General features: G+C 59.6%; 16 protein-coding genes. 7 read left to right on the forward strand and 9 right to left on the reverse strand.

Annotation, left to right across the window (positions count from 1 at the left end; genetic code table 11):
• Positions 1-6: 6 nt before the first annotated feature.
• From JDW18_RS08170 to JDW18_RS08185, 4 genes are all read right to left on the reverse strand, one after another.
• Positions 7-420 (reverse strand): nuclear transport factor 2 family protein, encoded by a 414-nt coding sequence (locus tag JDW18_RS08170; RefSeq protein WP_218243152.1) that lies wholly within the window; start codon positions 418-420, stop codon positions 7-9.
• Positions 417-1,277 carry a fumarylacetoacetate hydrolase family protein gene (locus JDW18_RS08175; protein ID WP_218243153.1) on the reverse strand — a complete coding sequence of 287 codons (861 nt, stop codon included), beginning with the start codon at positions 1,275-1,277 and terminating at the stop codon, positions 417-419. The genes JDW18_RS08170 and JDW18_RS08175 overlap by 4 nt, the downstream gene beginning before the upstream one ends.
• A 25-nt stretch (positions 1,278-1,302) precedes the next feature.
• Positions 1,303-1,884 carry a VOC family protein gene (locus JDW18_RS08180; protein ID WP_218243154.1) on the reverse strand — a complete coding sequence of 194 codons (582 nt, stop codon included), beginning with the start codon at positions 1,882-1,884 and terminating at the stop codon, positions 1,303-1,305.
• 137 nt (positions 1,885-2,021) lie between these two features.
• Positions 2,022-2,951, reverse strand: coding sequence for a helix-turn-helix domain-containing protein (locus JDW18_RS08185; protein ID WP_218243155.1), 930 nt, complete (start codon positions 2,949-2,951; stop codon positions 2,022-2,024).
• A 221-nt stretch (positions 2,952-3,172) separates the two neighbouring features.
• Between JDW18_RS08185 and JDW18_RS08190 the strand changes: the two genes are divergently transcribed.
• The 5 genes from JDW18_RS08190 to lpdA all read left to right on the forward strand — a co-directional run bounded on the left by JDW18_RS08190 (position 3,173) and on the right by lpdA (position 11,729).
• On the forward strand, positions 3,173-4,813 hold the full coding sequence (locus JDW18_RS08190) for an FAD-dependent monooxygenase (RefSeq protein WP_218243156.1): 1,641 nt from the start codon (positions 3,173-3,175) through the stop codon (positions 4,811-4,813).
• Between the two features lie 2 nt (positions 4,814-4,815).
• Positions 4,816-5,643 carry an alpha/beta fold hydrolase gene (locus JDW18_RS08195; RefSeq protein ID WP_218243157.1) on the forward strand — a complete coding sequence of 276 codons (828 nt, stop codon included), beginning with the start codon at positions 4,816-4,818 and terminating at the stop codon, positions 5,641-5,643.
• A gap of 288 nt (positions 5,644-5,931) precedes the next feature.
• Complete coding sequence (mdeB, locus tag JDW18_RS08200) at positions 5,932-8,532, forward strand: alpha-ketoglutarate dehydrogenase (RefSeq protein WP_218243158.1); 2,601 nt, start codon at positions 5,932-5,934, stop codon at positions 8,530-8,532.
• On the forward strand, positions 8,529-9,863 hold the full coding sequence (aceF, locus tag JDW18_RS08205) for a dihydrolipoyllysine-residue acetyltransferase (protein WP_246610346.1): 1,335 nt from the start codon (positions 8,529-8,531) through the stop codon (positions 9,861-9,863). Before mdeB ends, aceF begins: the two co-directional genes overlap by 4 nt.
• Before the next feature lie 12 nt (positions 9,864-9,875).
• Complete coding sequence (gene lpdA, locus JDW18_RS08210) at positions 9,876-11,729, forward strand: dihydrolipoyl dehydrogenase (protein WP_218243159.1); 1,854 nt, start codon at positions 9,876-9,878, stop codon at positions 11,727-11,729.
• 213 nt (positions 11,730-11,942) lie between these two features.
• On the opposite strand, the gene JDW18_RS08215 is transcribed toward lpdA, so the two are convergent.
• The 4 genes from JDW18_RS08215 to JDW18_RS08230 form a co-directional block, all read right to left on the reverse strand.
• Positions 11,943-12,923, reverse strand: a complete 981-nt coding sequence (locus JDW18_RS08215) for a quinone oxidoreductase family protein (protein WP_218243814.1) — start codon at positions 12,921-12,923, stop codon at positions 11,943-11,945.
• A gap of 128 nt (positions 12,924-13,051) precedes the next feature.
• The gene (gene fahA / locus JDW18_RS08220; protein WP_218243160.1) at positions 13,052-14,374 is read right to left on the reverse strand and encodes a fumarylacetoacetase; all 1,323 of its coding nucleotides are present in this window, start codon (positions 14,372-14,374) and stop codon (positions 13,052-13,054) included.
• 40 nt (positions 14,375-14,414) lie between these two features.
• Positions 14,415-15,212: an SDR family NAD(P)-dependent oxidoreductase gene (locus tag JDW18_RS08225; RefSeq protein ID WP_218243161.1), complete on the reverse strand. Its 798-nt coding sequence runs from the start codon at positions 15,210-15,212 to the stop codon at positions 14,415-14,417.
• A gap of 14 nt (positions 15,213-15,226) precedes the next feature.
• Positions 15,227-16,264, reverse strand: a complete 1,038-nt coding sequence (locus JDW18_RS08230; RefSeq protein ID WP_218243162.1) for a Bug family tripartite tricarboxylate transporter substrate binding protein — start codon at positions 16,262-16,264, stop codon at positions 15,227-15,229.
• A 396-nt stretch (positions 16,265-16,660) separates the two neighbouring features.
• Here JDW18_RS08230 and JDW18_RS08235 point away from each other — a divergent pair, with 396 nt between their 5' ends.
• Entirely contained in the window at positions 16,661-17,605 is a 945-nt protein-coding gene (locus JDW18_RS08235) for a transposase (RefSeq protein WP_218242117.1), read from the forward strand.
• 271 nt (positions 17,606-17,876) lie between these two features.
• Here JDW18_RS08235 and JDW18_RS08240 read toward each other — a convergent pair whose 3' ends face one another.
• Entirely contained in the window at positions 17,877-18,596 is a 720-nt protein-coding gene (locus tag JDW18_RS08240; RefSeq protein ID WP_218243163.1) for a TetR/AcrR family transcriptional regulator, read from the reverse strand.
• 405 nt (positions 18,597-19,001) lie between these two features.
• Here JDW18_RS08240 and JDW18_RS08245 point away from each other — a divergent pair, with 405 nt between their 5' ends.
• Positions 19,002-19,907, forward strand: a complete 906-nt coding sequence (locus JDW18_RS08245; RefSeq protein WP_218243164.1) for a SphA family protein — start codon at positions 19,002-19,004, stop codon at positions 19,905-19,907.
• Positions 19,908-20,014 lie beyond the last annotated feature (107 nt).

The following is a 20,014-nucleotide window of genomic DNA, read 5'->3' on the forward strand; positions in this document are numbered from 1 at the left end:
AGTCAGTTACGCAATATTGGTGGCGTGAAATGACGATTGCTTCCATTGGCCATTGGCATCGTCGCGCTGCCAGACCTGCGTTGTCACAATGCGCATGTCAACTTGCTGGCCATTGGCGCGTACGCGGATGGTCTGCTTCAACTCACCTGTTGCCACTGCCACATTGAGTGCTGCATTGGATGCGCGGATCTTCAGATCCACACGCTGGACCGTCAAAAACTCCAGATGCTGAGCGACGGTGTTCAGATAAGCGCTCAGGTCTTCGCCTTGCCCGTTGGCGTGAATGTGAACCAGATCCTGCGTAAGCAGCTTTTCCAGTGCGGCAATATCGCCCTTTACCAGCGCATCGCAACGCTGTTGTTCGCATTGCGTGATCTCTTGCTGCAGTGTGTTCAAAGTCGTTTGTGTGTTGGTGCTCATGCTTCTGTCTCCACTCGGTTTTCGATATGACCCAGGCCTTGGATTTCTACGCGGACTACGTCGCCAGCCTTGAGCCAGCGTGGAGGCTTGAAGCCTGCGCCTACCCCGCCAGGGGTACCACTCAGAATGATGTCTCCTGGCTCCAGCGTGCAGACTTGGGAGAGGTGAACGATCTGGTCGAAGCAGTCAAAAATCAGCTCGTGGGTGTTGGATGATTGGCGCACTTCGCCGTTGACCAGACCACGAATGTCCAGCGCATGTGGGTTGGCGATTTCGTCGCTGGTGGTAATCCATGGGCCGAATGGGGCATGTGTGTCGAACGACTTGCCCAGCATGAACTGGGATGTGCGCAGTTGCCAGTCGCGCACGCTTACATCGTTGGCCACGCAGTAGCCGAAGATGGCTTCAGCCGCCTGTTCGCGGGTTGCATGGCGGCAGCGGCGGCCGATCACAAAGGCCATCTCGGCTTCGTAGTCCAGTTGCTCGGAAACCTTGGGAAGGTCAATGCTGTCGAAGGGGCCGCGTGCGCTGGTGGGCAGTTTGGTGAACCACAGCTGCACCTCGGGGCGCGCCATATTGGCTTCGGCAACGTGGTCTGCGTAGTTGAGGCCAATGCCAAGGATCTTTCCGGGGCGGGGAACAGGGGCGTGCAGGCGAACTTCGCTGACTGCCCATTCACCGGCACCTGTCGCCAGCGCTGCAAGAGCAGGCTGCCATTCGGCCCAGTTGGCGATCAGTGAAATCATGTCGCGGGGTGCCTGGGGAAGGTGCCGCGAGATATCGATAACGCGCTCTTGCGCCGTCACGATGCCGAGTGCAACGCGTCCGTTGGACGCTTCAAAAGTAGCAAGTTTCATGGTGAATTCCAGAGAAAGATTTCAATCAGGATTTGGGGCCGACATTGCCACCAGGTAGTGCTGCTGTGCCTTGCTTGGCCAGTTCCGCCTCGCTTGCCCCGGCATGCCACAGTTGCACCATGGCATCAGGATCAAATTCCACCCCGATAGGGTTGTCTTCAAAGTGCGAGGTCTTGAAGTACGCAGCGGCTTCTTCGTGCGTAGTGAAGTTGTCTACCTGGAACTCGATCAGAGTCCCTTCAGGATCGCGGTAGTACAGCGATGTAGTGGGGCCGTGGTTGATGGCCCAGGCGGGCTGAATGTCCAGAGCCTTCAGACGCTGATAGTGCATGAGCAGCTCGCTGACGGTGCGATAGCTGAATGCGATATGGTCTATGCCCTCGCAATTCTCCGGACGAGGGACCAGACCATCGATCTTGATGAAGGCTGCGCGGTGATGTTCGTCGTCGTAGGTGATGAAAGTGAGGAAATCATTTTCATGAACTACGCGTGCCTGGAAGACCTTGAGGTGCCAGTCCACCACCTCGCGATACCGTGTGCAGCGCAGCACAAAATGCGCCATTTTGAATGGCACAGGTGATTGCGTTGCCGTAGCAATTTCTGTCATACCTTGTCTCCTATGAACGCTTTTAGTAGTTGCGCGAGGTCTAGTGCCTGCGCCCTTGTGCATTCAATGTAGAGACAGTGACTTCAGTCAGCTACGCAATTTTTGCTGTATCGCCCGGTTCTTGCTGTTAGTGAGGTTCAGGGTAAGTCCTGCGCAGTGCGGCTGGACAGGGCATTGCGAAACTGGCGTGGCGAAAATCCTTTGAGCTGCTTGAAGGTTCGAGCCAATTCACTGGATGAAGCAAAGCCCACCTGCAGCGCAATGTCGGTAATGGACTGGTCTGAGTGCTCCATCAGCTCGCAAGCGCGGCGCAGACGTTCCTGCTGCACGTATTTGTGGGGTGACAGGCCAAACGAGGCCTTGAACGCACGTGAAAAATGGAAACGGCTCAGGCCTGCAAGGCTTGCAAGCGTTTCGAGGTTGATGCTTGCGCTCAGGGACTCATTGACGAACTCACGCACCTGCCGTTCAACGCGGGGAGCCAAGCCCCCACGGTGCACGCTGCCAGTGCCTGAGCCGTGCTGCACGCGTGACAGCTCTTGAGCCAGCAGCGTCAGCAGTGTTTCAGTTTGCAGGCCACCGCGCTCGCGTTGATCTAGGGCGACCCAGGCGCTGATGCGAGAGGCCACTGCAACGAGTAGTTCGTTGCACAGATTGGAAGCGGGACGGAACTGGTATGCCCGTTCATCCTCTCCCAGAATCGGATCCAGTCGCTGAGGATCAACCGAGATCAGCGTGCAACCGATGTTACTTTTGAGTCCCGACCATGCATTGAGTTGCGAGCCTGCAGGGACCACATCCACACCCGTGCCGAGAATGCCGCGCTGTCCGATGCGCAGTCCATCAACGCTGCGCCAGCCATCGCTGTAACTGCCTCGGTCAAAGATCAGCAGGGTGTGCGTGTCTCGCACCATGGAAATGGAGTGTTGCTGGCTTCCGGGCTTTACATAGTGAATGCTGCTCCAGCCAAATTCCTGAATCGGCGAAAAATTCACAGGGAAATCCTCGCACTCAAAGGTAATACCTCCTGTGTGTGCGGGTGGGGTGATCTGGTTGGGGTTGAGCATGCTGTGGCTCCTCAAGCTGACTTGATCGGTACTTGAGTGCGAATTTCGGCCAAACACTTGATGCGTGTCATCGGGAATAGCCCTGCATCAGGATGATGTCCTACAAGCAGTGCTCTGCATGTTTCTATCGCAAGAACTGCCAACTTGCGCACATCTGCCTGTGTTTTGCCTTTGCGCTTTGAGCACATTAGGTCATTCCAAATAACCACAGGAGACAAACCATGGCGAATCAAACTACCACCCAATCCGTAGATGCCCCCGTCATCATCGCCGGCGCAGGCCCTGCAGGCATGTGCATTGCGATCGATCTGGCCCAGCGCGGCATCGCCAGCGTCATTCTGGAATCGCGCAAAAAGGACGCCAGGTTTGCGGCCCGTACCAACCTGACCAACACCCGTTCGATGGAGCATTTCCGTCGTTGGGGGATGGCAGATGCACTGCGCGCCAATATTCCGCTGGGCCCTGAGATCAGCCGCGACATTCGCTTTGTGACCCGTGGCAATGGCCATGTACTGGCAAACTTCCCGGGCGGCGTGCAGTTTGCAGATCGCGCACCGTTTGCTTCTGAAGTGTCGCTGTGGGGTCCGCAAGCCGCCATCGAGCGCACGATCCGCGAGCGCGTAGCCGCTTTGCCTTTGATTGATGTGCGCTTCGAAGCCAATTTCACCGAATTCTCTCAATCCGATGAAGGCGTCACCGTCAGCTATACGGATGCGCAAGGCGAGACCAAGCAGGTGCGCGGCCTGTACTTTGTGGGTGCTGACGGCAGCCGCAGCCAGGTTCGCAAGCAGCTGGGCATCAAGATGGCAGGTATTGCCAATCTGGTCTATGGCTTCTCGTGGCTGTTTTATTCCCCCCAGCTCAAGAAGATCATGGAGGACAACACGGGGCTGGCCGCCATGACCTGGTTCACCAACGAGGACCGTTCCTCAGGCATTCTGGCTCCGCAGCACAGCGATGGCCATTTCCAGTACTTCTCGGCTCCTGTGAACGAAGAGTTCGACGGCAACAACTGGGAGGCCGTGCGCGCGAAGTTGTTTGCGGACATCGGCATGGAGTTCGAAACCGAGGTCGTCAGCGGCGGCGAGCTGTGGATTCACTCGCTGTGCGCGCCGCGTTTCAAGGAAGGCCGTGTTTTCCTGGCGGGCGATGCGGCTCACCTGGTTTCGCCCTTTGGTGGCTTTGGCATGAATGCCTCTATCGGCGATTCGGCAGACCTGTCCTGGAAGCTGGCTGCCGCCATTCAAGGCTGGGGTGGCCAAAAGCTGTTGGACAGCTACTGCAGCGAGCGCCGCAGCATCTTTGCCTGGATTCAGGAGCTGTGCGAGGAAAGCACCAAGCACGTCGGCCCCTCCTATGTGCGCGAAGGCATGGAAGAAAATTCGCCACGCGGCGAAGCCATTCGCAATGAACTGGGCCAGAGCATCATTGGCGCCAAGTCGCGTGAATTCGTGAGCCTGGGCGCACAGCTGGGCTATGTGTACCGCAACTCGCCCATCATCGTGGAAGATGGCCAGGTGGCGCCGCAATCCACCTTTGGCGACTATGTCTCCAGCGCCGCCCCAGGTGCCCGCGCACCGCACGTGTGGCTGGGTGATGAGTCGCTGTATGACCGCTTCAGCGAAGGCTTCACGCTGCTGTGCGTGAACCACAACGACGCAGCAGCAGAAGCCCTGGAGCAGGCCGCCCAGCGCCGCGGTATTCCCTTCAAGGTGGTGAGCGTCGAGCACGCCGATTTGCCTGCACTGTATGAAGCGCGCCTGGCACTGATTCGTCCGGATCATCACGTCGTCTGGCGTGGCAACGCACTGCCGCAGAACGTGGATGCCTTGCTGGCCACGGTCACCGGCTCGGGAGTATGAGCATGAGCACATCCTTGAAACACCTTGAACTGGGAGGCATCCGTTGGGCCTACCGCGAGCAGGGCCAGGGGCCGCTGGTGCTGATGAGCCACGGCACTTTTCTCGATCACTCTTTGTGGGACACGCTGGCGGAGGCGCTCAGCGATCGCTTTCGCTGCGTGCAGCTTGATCTGCCGGGGCATGGCCAATCGGGGTTCTGGCCGCAAGGCTGGGGCGTGGCCGATCTGGTGCGCCTTTACCCGCAACTGATCGCAGCGCTGGGCGAAACCCAGGCCACGCTGGTGGGCTTGTCGATTGGCGGCGCGATTTCCTTGCGTGTGGCGGCTGAGCACCCTGAATGTGTGAATGCGCTGGTGTACATGGACGCTGCCGTTGACGCCCCGGGGCCAGCGCATCTGGACAATCTCAAGGCGCTGGCGCAGCAGCTTGGCAGCCTGAGCGATGAAAAGGAACGAGCCGCGCTGTTCACCGCCGAGCCATTTCAACGGCTCATGCACACACCGGGCTGGCGCGATCAAAACCCGCAACTCGCAGCACATGAGTTGCAAGTGCAGCTGTCGCACCCGCGTGCAGCTTACCCGCTGCTGGCGGGGGTGGTGGCATCGCTCAACCCCATGTCGCAGAGGCTTTCCGAAGTGCGCTGCCCGGTGCTGGCCCTGTGGGGGGCTGATGACCCGGGAGCCATTTGGAATGATGTGATTCGCAACGGACTGCCCTCGGTCAGCCTGCATCTGGTGCCGAATGCCGGTCATCACCTGCCTTATGACCAGCCCCAGCAGTGCGTGGATCTTGTCAGTGCGTTCCTCGATGGCATTGTCAAAAACAGCTAGCCAGTCAATATGAGGGGGCGAGGGCTTGACGAGACAGCCGGCAATTTCAAATTTGCAGATGGAATTTGAAGTTCCCGGTTGTCTCTGCTTTGCAGCATAGGGCGGTAAAGAACGCCCATTTTGGGTGCTCAAGCTGCTGCGCTGGGTTCCAGCGTGCGCGGTGTTGTTGCCAGTGGAACGCTGGCTGTCATCGCATTGCAAGCCATGTCGCGCAAGACTTCTGGCTCCCCCTCGGATTCCTTTTTACAGAACATCCGTCTATCAATTCTCAAGTCGAAAGTGCCCTTCATGTCCAACAGCATTTCTGCTGATCAGCAGCATATCCAAGACACGGACCCTGCCGAAACCACCGAATGGCGCGATGCTTTTACGGCGCTGGCTGCGCAAGAAGGCGAGGAGCGTGCCCGCTTCATGCTCGACGAACTGGTGCGTCTGGCCCGCACCCAGCGCATCCAGTGGCAGCCTGACCTGAACACGCCCTATGTCAACACCATTCCCTCGGCGGCGCAGCCTCCGTTTCCGGGCGATTTGGCGGTGGAAGAGCGCATCGCATCGCTGATGCGCTGGAACGCTCTGGTCATGGTGGTGCGCGCCAACAAGGCGTATGGCGAGCTGGGCGGCCACATCGCCAGCTATGCCAGCGCGGCCGATTTGTTTGAGGCCGGCTTCAACCACTTCTTCCACGCCCGCAGCCCTGCGCATGGCGGCGATCTGGTGTTTTTCCAGCCGCACAGCTCGCCCGGCGTGTATGCGCGGGCCTACCTGGAAGGTCGCCTCACTGAAGCCGACCTGATGCACTACCGCCAGGAAATCACCGCGCCCGACAGCGGTGCACGCGGCCTGTGCAGCTATCCGCACCCGTATCTGATGCCGGACTTCTGGCAGTTCCCCACAGGCTCGATGGGCATCGGCCCCATCAGCAGCATCTACCACGCGCGCTTCATGCGCTACCTCACGCATCGCAACTTGCTGGACTGCCAGAACCGCAAAGTCTGGGGCGTGTTTGGCGACGGTGAGATGGACGAGCCCGAGAGCATGAGCGCGCTCACACTGGCCGCACGCGAGAAGCTCGACAACCTGGTCTGGGTGGTCAACTGCAACCTGCAGCGCCTGGACGGGCCGGTGCGAGGCAACGGCCGCATCATCGACGAGCTGGAGCGCCTGTTCGCCGGCGCCGGCTGGAACGTCATCAAGCTGGTGTGGGGCAGCGACTGGGACGGCTTGTTTGCACGTGACCTGACCGGCACCCTGGTGCGCACATTGGGCGACACGGTGGATGGCCAGATGCAGACCTTCGCCGCCAAGGACGGGCGCTACAACCGCGAGCATTTCTTTGGCCAGAACCCCGAAGTGGCCGCGCTGGCACAGGGCCTGACCGACGAGCAGATTGACCAGCTCAAGCGCGGCGGCCATGACCTCGTCAAGATCCACGCTGCTTACGCAGCCGCTGCAGCCCACCGCGGCCAGCCTACCGTGATTCTGGCGCACACCAAAAAAGGCTATGGCATGGGCACGGCTGGGCAGGGCAAGATGACCACCCACAGCCAGAAGAAGCTGGATGAAGAGGAGTTGATCGAATTCCGCAACCGCTTCAACCTGCCGCTGACGGATGAGCAAGCCACCTCGCTGAGCTTCTACAAACCCGCTGCCGACAGCACCGAGATGCGCTATCTGCGCGATCACCGCGAGAAGCTGGGTGGCTCGCTGCCCAAGCGCGAAACCGCGTGCGATGTGGTGCCTGTGCCCCCCATCGACAAATACGCCCAGTTTGCGGTGGCCGCTGCTGGCAAGGAGATGAGCACCACCATGGCCTTTGTGCGCATGCTGGGCACCTTGCTCAAGGATGCACAGCTGGGCCCGCGCATCGTGCCCATCGTGGCCGATGAAGCGCGCACCTTTGGTATGGCCAACCTGTTCAAGCAGGTCGGCATTTACAGCAGCGTGGGCCAGCGCTATGCGCCCGAAGACATTGGCTCGGTGCTCTCGTACCGCGAAGCGCTGGACGGCCAGATTCTGGAAGAAGGCATCAGCGAAGCCGGTGCCATTGCCAGCTGGACGGCTGCAGCCACCAGCTACAGCGTGCACGGCCTGGCCATGCTGCCGTTCTACATCTATTACTCGATGTTTGGCTTCCAGCGTGTGGGCGATGCCATCTGGGCTGCGGCCGATCAGCGCGCGCGTGGCTTCTTGCTGGGTGCCACATCGGGCCGCACCACACTGGGCGGCGAAGGCCTGCAGCACCAGGACGGCACCAGCCACTTGGTGGCAGCCACCATCCCCAACTGCAAGGCCTACGACCCGGCCTACGCGGGCGAGCTGGCCGTCATTCTGGACGCAGGCATGCGCGAGATGATGGTCGAGCAGAAGGACGTTTTCTACTACATCACCCTGATGAACGAGAACTACGCCCAGCCCGACCTGCCTGAGGGCGCGGCCGAAGGCGTGTTGCGCGGCTGCTATGTGCTGCGCCGCTTTGGTGAAGGTGTGGCCAAGGACGCGAACCGCGTCACCTTGCTGGGCTCGGGCGCCATCCTGACCGAAGTGGTCAAGGCGGCAGAGCAACTGGCCGCTGAAGGTTGGGGTGTGGACGTGGTCAGCGTCACCAGCTGGAGCGAGCTGGCCCGCGACGGCATGGCCAGCGAATCGCAGTCCGGCACCACGCCCTGGATTGCCCAGGTACTGGATGGCACGCTGGGCCCCGTCATTGCCGCCACCGACTATGTGCGCGCCGTGCCCGAAAGCGTGCGCGCCTACCTGCCAGCAGGCAGCAGCTACCGCACGCTGGGCACGGACGGCTTTGGCCGCAGCGACACCCGCGCCGCATTGCGTCAGTTCTTCCACGTGGATGCCGCCAGCATCGTGCGCACCGCCAAGGAGAGCCAGCAATGAGCGTGATCGACATTCGCGTCCCCGACATCGGCGACTTCAAAGACGTGGCCGTGATCGAGCTGCTGGTGCAGGTAGGTGACACCGTCAAAACCGAGCAGTCGCTGTTCACCGTGGAGTCGGACAAGGCGGCGATGGAAATCCCATCACCCACCAGCGGCGTGATCAAGGAGCTGAAGGTCAAGATCGGCGACAAGGTCAACGTGGGTGATTTTGTGGCTGTCCTTGAAGAAAATGCGGCACCAGCACCCGCCGAAAGCGTGTCACCAGCTCCTGAAAAAGTAGCATCAGCACCTGCTGTGGCCCCCGCTGTAGCACCAGCTCCCGCACCAGTGGCGGTACCGGTGCAAGCGGCTTCCAGCCCCGCTGCGCACCAGCCCACCCTAGCGCCCACAGGTGCATTGCCTTACGCATCGCCATCCGTGCGCAAATTTGCGCGCGAGCTGGGCGTGCCGCTGGCCGAAGTCAAAGGCTCGGGCAGCAAAGGCCGCATCACCGCCGATGACGTGCAGAACTTCACCAAGCAGGTGATGACTGGTGCCGTGCAAACCAAGGCCCAGGCCGCCAAGGCACCGGCCGGTGGTTCTGGCGTGGGCATGGATCTGCTGCCCTGGCCCAAAGTCGACTTCAGCAAGTTCGGCGCAGTGGAGCGCAAGGACCTGTCGCGCATCAAGAAGATCAGCGGGGCAAATCTGCACCGCAACTGGGTGATGATTCCCCACGTCACCAACAACGACGAAGCGGATATCACCGATCTGGAAGCCTTCCGCATCAGCACCAATGCCGAAAGCGCCAAAGCCAAGAGCGACGTAAAGGTCACCATGCTGGCCTTTGTCATCAAGGCACTGGTCGCTGCACTCAAAAAATTCCCTGAGTTCAACGCATCGCTCGACGGCGACACCTTGGTCTACAAGCAGTACTACCACATCGGCTTTGCGGCAGACACGCCCAATGGCTTGGTGGTGCCGGTCATCAAAGATGCCGACCAAAAAGGCATTCTGCAGATCAGCCGCGAGATGAGCGAGCTGGCCCAAAAGGCTCGTGATGGCAAGCTGGGCGCGGCTGACATGCAAGGTGGTTGCATGTCCATCTCGTCGCTGGGGGGCATTGGTGGAACGCACTTCACACCCATCATCAATGCGCCGGAAGTCGCCATCCTGGGCTTGTCCAAATCGGCCACCAAGCCGGTGTGGGATGGCAAACAGTTTGTGCCGCGCTTGATTTTGCCGCTGAGCCTGAGCTGGGACCACCGCGTGATCGACGGTGCTGCCGCAGGCCGCTTCAACGCTTATCTGGCGCAACTGCTGGCGGACTACCGTCGCATCTTGCTGTAAGGAGTGCTGCACATGGCAATCCTTGATATCCAAGTGCCCGACATTGGTGATTTCGCCGAAGTGGGCGTGATCGAACTGCTGGTCAAACCCGGTGACACCGTGGCGGTGGACCAGTCCCTGATTACCGTGGAGTCTGACAAGGCCTCCATGGAAATTCCTTCCAGCCACGCCGGTGTGGTCAAGGAGCTGAAGGTCAAGATTGGCGACAAGGTCAAAGAAGGCTCGGTGATCCTGTCGCTGGAGGCGGCGGATGCAGGCGTTGCTGCGGCCCCCGCCAGCGCACCTGCAGCCCCCGCAGCCGTTTCTGCACCCAATTTGGTACCAGTGCCCGCCCCAATCGCGCCAGCAGCTCCTAGTCCTGCAGCAAGCAACTTTGCTGGCACGGTCGATATGGACTGCGACGTGGTCGTGCTCGGCGGTGGCCCTGGCGGCTACTCCGCAGCCTTCCGGGCGGCTGACCTGGGTCTGAAGGTCGTGCTGGTCGAGCGTTACAAGACGCTGGGCGGCGTATGCCTGAACGTGGGTTGCATCCCCTCCAAGGCGCTGCTGCACGTGGCAGCGGTGATGGACGAGGTCAAGCACCTGGAAGTCGCAGGCGTCAAGTTTGCCGCTCCTGAGGTGAACATCGACCAACTGCGCGGCCACAAAGAGAAGGTCATTGGCAAGCTGACCGGCGGCCTGGGCCAGATGGCCAAGATGCGCAAGGTCACCATCGTGCGCGGCTATGGCAACTTTGTGTCGGCCAACCACATCGAAGTGGAAGAGACCACCGGTGACGGCCAAGACAAGACCGGCAGCAAAAAGGTCGTTCAGTTCAAGAACGCCATCATTGCCGCAGGCTCGCAGGCCGTGCATCTGCCCTTCATGCCCAAGGACCCACGCGTGGTGGATTCCACCGGTGCGCTGGATCTGAAGGAAGTGCCAAAGCGCATGCTGATTCTGGGCGGCGGCATCATCGGCCTGGAAATGGGCACCGTCTACAGCACGCTGGGTGCACGCCTCGACGTAGTGGAAATGATGGACGGCCTGATGCAAGGCGCTGACCGCGACCTGGTCAAGGTCTGGCAAAAGATGAACGCGCCACGTTTCGACAACGTCATGGTCAACACCAAGACCGTGGGTGCCGAAGCCACGCCCGAAGGCATTAAAGTCTCGTTCGCTCCTGCCAAGGACGGCGTCACCGTGCCTGAACCCCAGACCTACGACCTGGTACTGCAAGCCGTGGGCCGCACGCCCAATGGCAAGAAGATCAGTGCAGACAAGGCTGGCGTGGCCGTGACCGACCGTGGCTTTATCGACGTCGATATCCAGATGCGCACCAACGTGCCCAACATCTTCGCGATCGGCGACATCGTGGGTCAGCCCATGCTGGCACACAAGGCCGTGCACGAAGCACACGTGGCCGCTGAAGTCATCGCTGGCGAACTGCAAGGCAACAAGGAACTGGCTTCCGCAGCCTTTAACGCCCGCGTGATCCCGAGCGTTGCCTATACAGACCCCGAAGTGGCATGGGTGGGCCTGACCGAAGACCAGGCCAAGGCACAAGGCATCAAGGTCAAGAAGGGCCTGTTCCCCTGGGCCGCCTCTGGCCGCGCCATCGCCAACGGCCGTGACGAAGGCTTCACCAAGCTGCTGTTTGACGATTCCCCCGAAGCCCACGGCCACGGCCGCATCCTGGGCGGCGGCATGGTCGGCACGCACGCCGGCGACATGATTGGTGAGATTGCTCTCGCCATCGAAATGGGTGCTGACACCGTGGACATTGGCAAGACCATCCACCCACACCCCACGCTGGGCGAGTCCATCGGCATGGCGGCGGAAGTGGCGCATGGCAGCTGCACGGACGTGCCACCAGTGCGTAAGTAAGCGCAGAGTTCAGGTCTCAGGACCTGTTAAAAACAAAGGCAGCCTTCGGGCTGCCTTTGTTTTGTCTGTGGCTCGATATGTTTGATCGCGACCGAATCGCCAGTAGATCGCGAGCTTCACGGGGCTTCTCTTGGGTATTCAAGAAAGAAGCCGCGCTTTTAGTGATCTCCGAAGGCACCTCTGGCAGGTGCCTGCAATCGCGTCAGTGCGCGATCAGGGAATCAAAATGGTCGAGCCAATGGTCTTGCGCGCTTCCAGTGCACGGTGTGCTTCTTGCACATCACGCATGGCAAAGCGTTGCTCGATGTGGATTTTGATCTTGCCGGAGATGACGGCATCAAAGAGCTGATCGGCCATGGCCTGGCAGGCTTCACGCGACGTGAAATGCGGCCACAGGCCCTGGCGGGTGACGTAGAGGCTCTTCGGCGCCAGCTGGGTGGTGGTGATGGGAGGTGGCGTGCCCGATGCGCTGCCGAAGCTGGCGAGCAGACCGAATGCGCGCAGGCATTCCAGCGAGCCTTCCCAGGTGTCCTTGCCGACGGAGTCGTAAACGATTTTGACGCCTTCGCCGTTGGTGATCTCTTTGACGCGCTCTACAAAATTTTCTGTTCTGTAATTGATAGCGAACTCTGCACCATTGGCAAGCGCCAGCTGGCATTTTTCTTCCGATCCGGCAGTGGCAATCATGCGATAGCCCAGCGCCTTGGCCCACTGGCAAGCGATCAGGCCCACGCCACCGGCGGCTGCGTGGAACAGGATGAGGTCACCGGCTTCCAGACCTTCGACGGGTTTGCATTTGTGCAGCAGGTACTGCGCCGTCAGGCCTTTGAGCATCATGGCTGCGCCGGTCTCAAAGCTGATGGCGTCGGGCAGCACGCAAACCCACATGGCTGGCACGTTGCGCACCTCGGCATAGCTGCCGCAAGGCAGGGTGGTGTAGGCGACGCGGTCGCCTTCCTTTAGGTGGGTCACGCCTTCGCCCACGGCCTCGACGATGCCCGAACCCTCCATGCCCAGCTGCAGGGGCATGGGGAACTTGTAGATGCCGGAGCGCTGGTAGACATCGAGGAAATTCAGGCCAATGGCGTGGTGGCGGATGCGCACTTCGCCAGGGCCGGGCGGGCCAACCTCAACCTCAACCAGCTGCAGCTCTTCCGGGCCGCCATTGCGTTGAATCTGTACTGCTAAAACCATCATGAACTCCTTCAGTTAGGTAGGTGGTGCCAAGCCTTTGGCAGCAACATTTGCGTTGCCTCAGGCTATGTCTTTATTGGCGTGGATGCAATATTTGCCAAGTTTGTGCGATGGGTGAATGGCTTGGATCATTGGTGGTGGGTATCTGCTGGCGTGACCAGGCCAGTACAGGTTCCAAACCCGATGCGGTAGCCGGGGCCTTGGGCCCAGGCGGTCAGCTCCACCTCGTCGCCGTCTTCCAGATAGACGCGGGTGCCGCCTTGTTCCAGTTCAATGTGCTGCTGGCCGTTGCGCGTGGCTTCGTACAGGCAGCCGAGGCCGTTGGGGTTCGAGTTGCTGACCGTGCCAGTGCCCAGCAAGTCACCGGCCTGCATATTGCAGCCGGTGCTGGCGTGGTGGGCCAGTTGCTGGGCAAAGCTCCAGTACAGGTATCTGAGGTTGCTGCGGCAGACCACGGAAGCGGTGTCGGCGTCCTGCGGTTTGATCGAGGCCTGCATGTACACATCAAAGTTGCGCAGGCCTTGCTGGTCGAGATAGGGCAGCGGCTTGGGCGATTGCTCTGGACCGGCAATGCGGAATGGCTCCAGCGCATCGAAGGTGACGATCCAAGGCGAGATGGAGGTGCGATGGCCCTTGGAGACAAAAACACCCAAAGGCTGTGCCTCCCAAGCCTGAATGTCCCGCGTGCTCCAGTCGTTGAGCAGCACCACCCCAAACGCGTGCTGCTCAGCCTGGCCAATGGCAATGGGGTCACCCAGTGCGTTGCCTGCACCCACGACGAGTGCTGCCTCCAGCTCAAAATCCAGTCTGCGGCTGGGCTGGTAGCGGGGTGTGGTTTCACCGGCAGAAACCACCTGGCCCCATGGGCGCTTGACTGGAGTCTCGCTCACCACCACCGAGCTGGCACGGCTGTTGTAGGCCATGGGCAAATAGGTCCAGTTGGGCCACAGCGTGCCGCTGCCAGGGCTGCCGCCCAGAATGTCTACGCAGTTGATGGAATGTTCGCGCGAGAGCATGAAGTCGCTGAACCCGCCCACGCGCACCGGCAGATGCATGGTGGCACCGGCCATGGGCACGATGGCTTTTTGGCGCAAGGTGGCGTTGTCGCGCAGCGTGGGGTTGTCATGGCGCAGCAGCGCGCTGATCTGCTGGCGTAGCGCTGATGTGGCAGTGCGGCCCAGGTCGATAAAAGCGTTGAGCGTAGGCTGCTTCAGCACGCTGGCATCCACTGCATTCAACAGGCCTGCTTCGGCCAGCACCTGCAGGTCGGCAATTTGGTCGCCAATCGCGACGCCTGGGTGTGGCGTGCCGCTGCCCTGGCTAAAGATGCCGAATGGCAGGTTCTGGATGGGAAAATGCGAATCTGCCGCGACCTCGATGAACGAGCGCAAAGCCGGATCATTGGCCGCCTGGCTGCTGGAGTCGGTGCGTGTGTTACTTGGCGTAGTCATAGTGATTCCATCAACGGTTGAGTCAAGGGGCTAGTCGGGTTCAGGCCGACTTCACATCGCCAGCGCCGCCGTAGGAGGTAAAACCACCATCGACGGGAAGCACGGCGCCAGACACATAGGATGCTGCATCAGACAGCAAGAAAGCTGCTGCGTTGGCCACCTCGATGGGCAGGCCCATGCGCGCCATGGGGGTGCGGCGCTCAATGCGGTCCAGGTCGATTTTTTTGTCCTGCACCAGTTGGTCAACCATGGGAGTGGCGATGTAGCCGGGCGCAACGGCGTTCACGCGCACGCCTTGGTGGCTCCACTCGCAGGACAAATTGCGGGTCAGCAGGGCGACACCCGCTTTGGCAGGGCCATAAGCATTGCGCCGTGGAATGCCGTTGATGCCGTTGACCGAGGCGATGTTGACGATAGTGCCTTTTTTGCGCTGGAGCATCAGGCGGCCTACGGTGCGGCACATCAAAAAGCAGCCGCGCAGGTTGATATCGACAATGCGCTGCCAGACGTCGATGTCCATGTCGATGGCGGAAGTGACCTGGTCGCTCACGCCCGCGCAGTGAAAGAGTGCATCAATTTCGCCGAGGGCTGTTTCTGCCTGGCTGACCGCAGATTGGCAGGCCTCCTCACTGGTCACATCTGCTACGGCGAAGCCCTTGGCACCCATGGCCTGTGCTTCCTGTGCCAGGGCTTTTTCGTTCACATCTACCAAAAAGACGGTGGCGCCCATTTCGATGAAACGGCGCGCCGACGCCAGTCCAATACCGCTGGAGCCACCCGTCACCAGAATGCGCTTGCCAGCCAGGTCAATTGCGGATGTTTGTGTTGTGGATGTCATAAAAGCTCCTTGGGTTACTTTTCTACTTTGATATTGGCGGCGCGGATGACCTTGCCAAGGCGTGCGCTTTCTGAGGCGACGAACTTGGAGAACTCGGCACTGCCGTCCAGCTGCAAGGGCGACAAGCCTTGTGCGGCAAGACTTTTGGCGAACTCTGGGCTAGCCACTGCAGCCTTGGTCAGGCGGGAGATGGCTGCCACCACATTGGCGGGTGTGGCAGATGGTGCGAACAGGCCTGTCCATGAGTCAGCGACGACGTCAAAGCCCTGTTCCTTGAGCGTGGGAATCTCTTTGGCGCCTTCGGGGCGTTGTGCGGAAACCGTGCCAAGCAGCAAGATATTGGGGCCCTGCGCCAGCGCTGCGTTCATGGGCACGACTGCAATGTCAACCTGCCCGGCCAGCACGGCTTGCATGGCGGGGCCGCCGCCCTGGTAGGGCACGCCCAGCATCTTGTCGATGCCTGCGTTGGCCTTGATCATTTCCATCGCAAGCTGCCCATTGCTGCCGATGCCGTAATGGGCATAGGTCATCTCGTTGCTGCGCGCAAATTGCAGGACTTCACGCGTCGTTTTTTGCGGCAGGTTCTTGCGGCCAACCAGCATGACGGGAACGCGGGCGACGGAGTTCACGGCAATCATGGAGGCAACCGCCTTGACCGCCTGGGGATACAGGTGCGGGTTGACGGCATGTGTATCGGAGGTGCCCATCATGAGGGTGAGTCCATCCGGTGCCGCAGTGTTGACGGCCTGTGTTGCCAGGATGCCATTGGCCCCTGGCCGGTTTTCCACAATCACGGCAAAGCCACTTTGCTTGGTGATGGTGTCCGCCAGCAAGCGGGCTGCCGCATCGGTGCCACCGCCCGGCGGGAAGGGCACCACGATCTTGATAGGGTGCGCGGGCTTCCAGCTCTCTTGCGCCATTGCGCTTGCGGGCAGCGCGCCTGTCATTACGCAGCCTGCTGCTGCAAGCAGCCACTGCAGACCTTGACGTCTGGGCAGTGAAATACCACTTGCGTCACGTTGCGTGCCGTTTTGAGGACGTTGAAGGCTCATGGGTGCTGCGCTCCTTAAAAAAACAATGGTTGGACGACCGACCAAATTTTTAAAAGAGTGTGCGGCATGCGTCTGAGCGTGAATATTCACGTTAACGTGATCAGCGTTAACCCTTGGGTTTGCCGCCGTTCAATGGCTCGCCATGGATGGGCGTTGCGGTCCGCCGAATAAGAGCCGCTTGTATGTTTACGGTGTCGGGGTGAGGGACAAGAGTCGCTATCGGCTGTTTGCGCAGACCGACTGAGTTAGATCCCTCCCACCCCACCTCATAGCGTCGATAAGGAACTGAGCAGCACGTAGCCATCAGGCTGCGTGACTGCCGATCTGAAGGCAAGCCAACGCACGTAGGTGGAACAGGCACCCCGACAAGCCATTGTCTTTGTTGGAGGTGCTGTTATGCAAACGACCTTTATCGGAGTGGATGTCTCCAAAGCGGAGTTGGTCATCAGCGTTGGCGATCAAGCTGCCGTGAGCGTGACCAATGACACATCTGCGATCATGCGCTGGTTGGCCTCGTTACCCCAAGATTGCTCTGTCGCCATGGAATCTACAGGGCGCTACCACTTGCTGCTCGCACAACTGGCTTTGCAAGCAGGGCTGAATGTGTATGTGCTCAATGCCCGGGATGTGTTCTTTTATGCCAAGGCACTGGGCGCCAGGGCTAAAAGCGATGCTCTGGACTGCGTGGTGATTCGGCGCTATCTGCAGGAGCATGTTCAAAGCCTGTATCCCTGGCAGCCTGGCACACCCGTTCAGCAGCAGCTCCATCTCTTGCTGACTCGACGTGCGCAGCTTAGCGCGCACCAGGCAGCCTTGAAGCAGACGCTCAAGGCGGTTGACTTACCCGGGCCGCAGATGGTGCACTTGATGGAATCGTTCAAAGCCCTGCTGCAGGCCATTGATGAGCAGGTTGTGCACCTGATCTCCAGTGACGACGCCATGCACCAAGGCTGCCAGCGACTGCAGTCGATTACAGGGATTGGCCCACAAACCAGTGCACTGCTGACAGAGCTTTTAAGTCGCCTGCACTTTGCCAACTCGGACGCACTGGTTGCCTATAGCGGGCTGGACCCTCGTGCCAATGACTCTGGCACAAAGCGTGGGAGGAGGCGTTTAAGCAAACGAGGCCCAGCCTTGCTGCGCAGGCAGATGTATCTGGCCGCATTCGCTGCCAGCCACAGCAAAGCGCTCAAGCCGCTTTATGCGCATATTCGCGCTAAGGGCTTCTCAACGACAGAGTCGATGGTGATCTTGGGGCGTAAGCTGCTTCGAGTGGCCCTTGCTGTTTGGCGAGGCAATACGGTGTTCAACCCCGAGCAATTGCTGCCGAAAACTGCTTGACGCGAAACATAGAACCTAACACAACCCTCGATACGTTGTTGCTTCGCCTTGTCGTACTTTTGTACTGCCTGCGGCTTCGCGCCTCGTCTCGATCGCAAACCTTCGGTTTGCTGGGTTGTGTTAGCCGCTCTAAGCCCTGCTGAGAGGAAAGGAGTTGCACCTTTCGCTCAGCAATCTTCAGGGCGCGACACTTGGCGATCCCCCGCGATGGATAGTGGGATTGGCCTGTAGCGACACCAGTGCTCAGGCCTTTGGTGCGCTTGTCTGCTTTTCAGTCGTTCAGGGTTGAGGCCTGAAGAATGGTGTCGAAATCGTTTGTGAAGGACGCTGTGGCGGTATCGACCGTGGCGCTGACACCCGCTACAACAAAGGGCAGCAAATGGTTGCAGGCATCCTCATGGTTTTCCGAGGAGCACAGTCCGTTGGACAGTCCCACGATTCGGTTGTTTTCGCTGAAGGTATTGCTCATCACGCCAACCATGAAGTCAAACGCCCACTGAATGCGCTGCTCCTCGCGGCCTGGAAAGGTGCGGCGCAGCTCGTGTAAAAACGCCTGTGCCAGCGGATTGAACAGATTGCTGAGCAGCTCCATCCAGCGCTCGGTGGACATGATGCGTGCCGCAAGCTTGGCGTAGTTCTGCCAGCCAGGGCCGCCGTGCAGGCTCCAGTACAGATAGGGCGATATGTAGCAGCGGGCAATGTCTTCCACCGACAGGGGGGATTGGCCACGCACGCTGCGGTAGTGCGTCAGCAGTTTCTGGCGGCTCTCGTTGACCACATTGGCCCGACGTGCCAGCACTTCGAAAAAAATCTGCTCTTTGGATTCAAAGTGGTAGTGCGCCAGGGCAAGCCTGACCTCCGCCAGATCGGTGATCTGGCGAATGGATGTGCCTTCATAGCTTTGAGCGGCGAAAAGTTGCTCTGCAGCATCCAGGATTCGGACAGATGTTTCACGCAGAGGGCGTTTGTTCTCGGTAGTGCTTTTCTTCATCTGCCCACAGGACACAAAAGTTTGATGGGCGATTATGGATTCTTTGGGCAAGCGGTGTCGGCTCGCTCAGCTTTGCGCCATGCGATGGCCGCCCCGGTACATGCGGCGGACACCGCAAATTCAGTCAAATTCAGTCATCTCCAAGGCTTTGAAGAAGGGTATTCTTTGGGCGCAGCGGTGAGCCTAGTCAGGGCTTGCCATCACTGCAGGCCCGCTTCTGACGGGCTTTGACACTTTTTGCTGAAATGCTCAAAGCGTGCTGTGAATTGTGCTGACCCCCTGGGTAAGGAGCTAGGCAAAATTCTGGACCTCGCCATCATCCTGAACGAGATCGGAACGGTATTTCAATGCCTCACCAGAAGGCGCTACCGCGATCCGGCTTTTATCAACTTCAGGAGACAAACCATGTTGGAATTTCGCAAGGTAACCACTTCCGTTGCCGTTACATCCGTCGTTTTGCTGGCTCACTTTAATGCCGCCGCGACCGAAGGTGGCGTGTCTATCGACCCGCCGGGCATCGAAAGTACCGCCAGCAGTGCACTGCCTCCGCCGGGACTTTATGGCATTGCCTACTACCGTAACTACCAGGCGGACAGTGCCAAGGACAATCGCGGCAACACCGTGACAGGCCCGGATTTCAAAGTGGGTGTGAATGCGCTGGTAAACCGTTTTGTGTGGGTCACGCCAGTCAAGGTGGCGGGCGGCGACTTGGCATTGCAGGCCGTGCTGCCTATTGCGCGTGTCAGTGTTGATATTGCTCCCGGCCTCTCTCAAACCCGTACCGGCCTGGGTGATACCACATTGGGCGCGGGTATTGGCTGGCACTTCAGCGAAAAGCTGCATGCTCTTGGTGCACTTGATCTTGATATGCCCACCGGTCGTTATGACAAGAACGCCCTGGCGAATGTGGGTACCAATCACTGGGCCATCTCTCCCAAGCTGGGATTCAGCTACGTGCAGAAAGAGGGCATCAACTGGGATTTGCGCAACACGCTGGTTTTCAACTCTCGCAACAAGGACACCGACTACCGCTCCGGTATCGAGTGGTTTGCTGATTACACCTTGGGCTGGGGCTTTGGCAACGGGCTGGTTGCAGGCGTAGGCGGCTATGTGTACCAGCAACTGAGCAAGGACAAGCAAAATGGCCAGTCTATTGATGGCAGCAAGGGCCGTGCCATGGCCTTTGGCCCGTCGGTTCGCTACACAACCAGCTTTGGAATGATGCTGTCGGCCAAGTTTGAGCGCGAATTCAATGTACGCAATCGCGCAGAAGGCAAATCATTCTGGGTGCGCGCGGTTTACGCGTTCTGAGCATGCGCACTTCATGCTGAGGTGACAGCTACATGACTTGAGATCGCTGCATCAAGCATATGGAGGGTGAAATCCCCGTACTGACTGGCGCTGTGCCGCGCTTGCCA

Origin of the sequence: Comamonas fluminis (assembly GCF_019186805.1) — a bacterium.
Lineage (GTDB): Bacteria > Pseudomonadota > Gammaproteobacteria > Burkholderiales > Burkholderiaceae_C > Comamonas > Comamonas fluminis.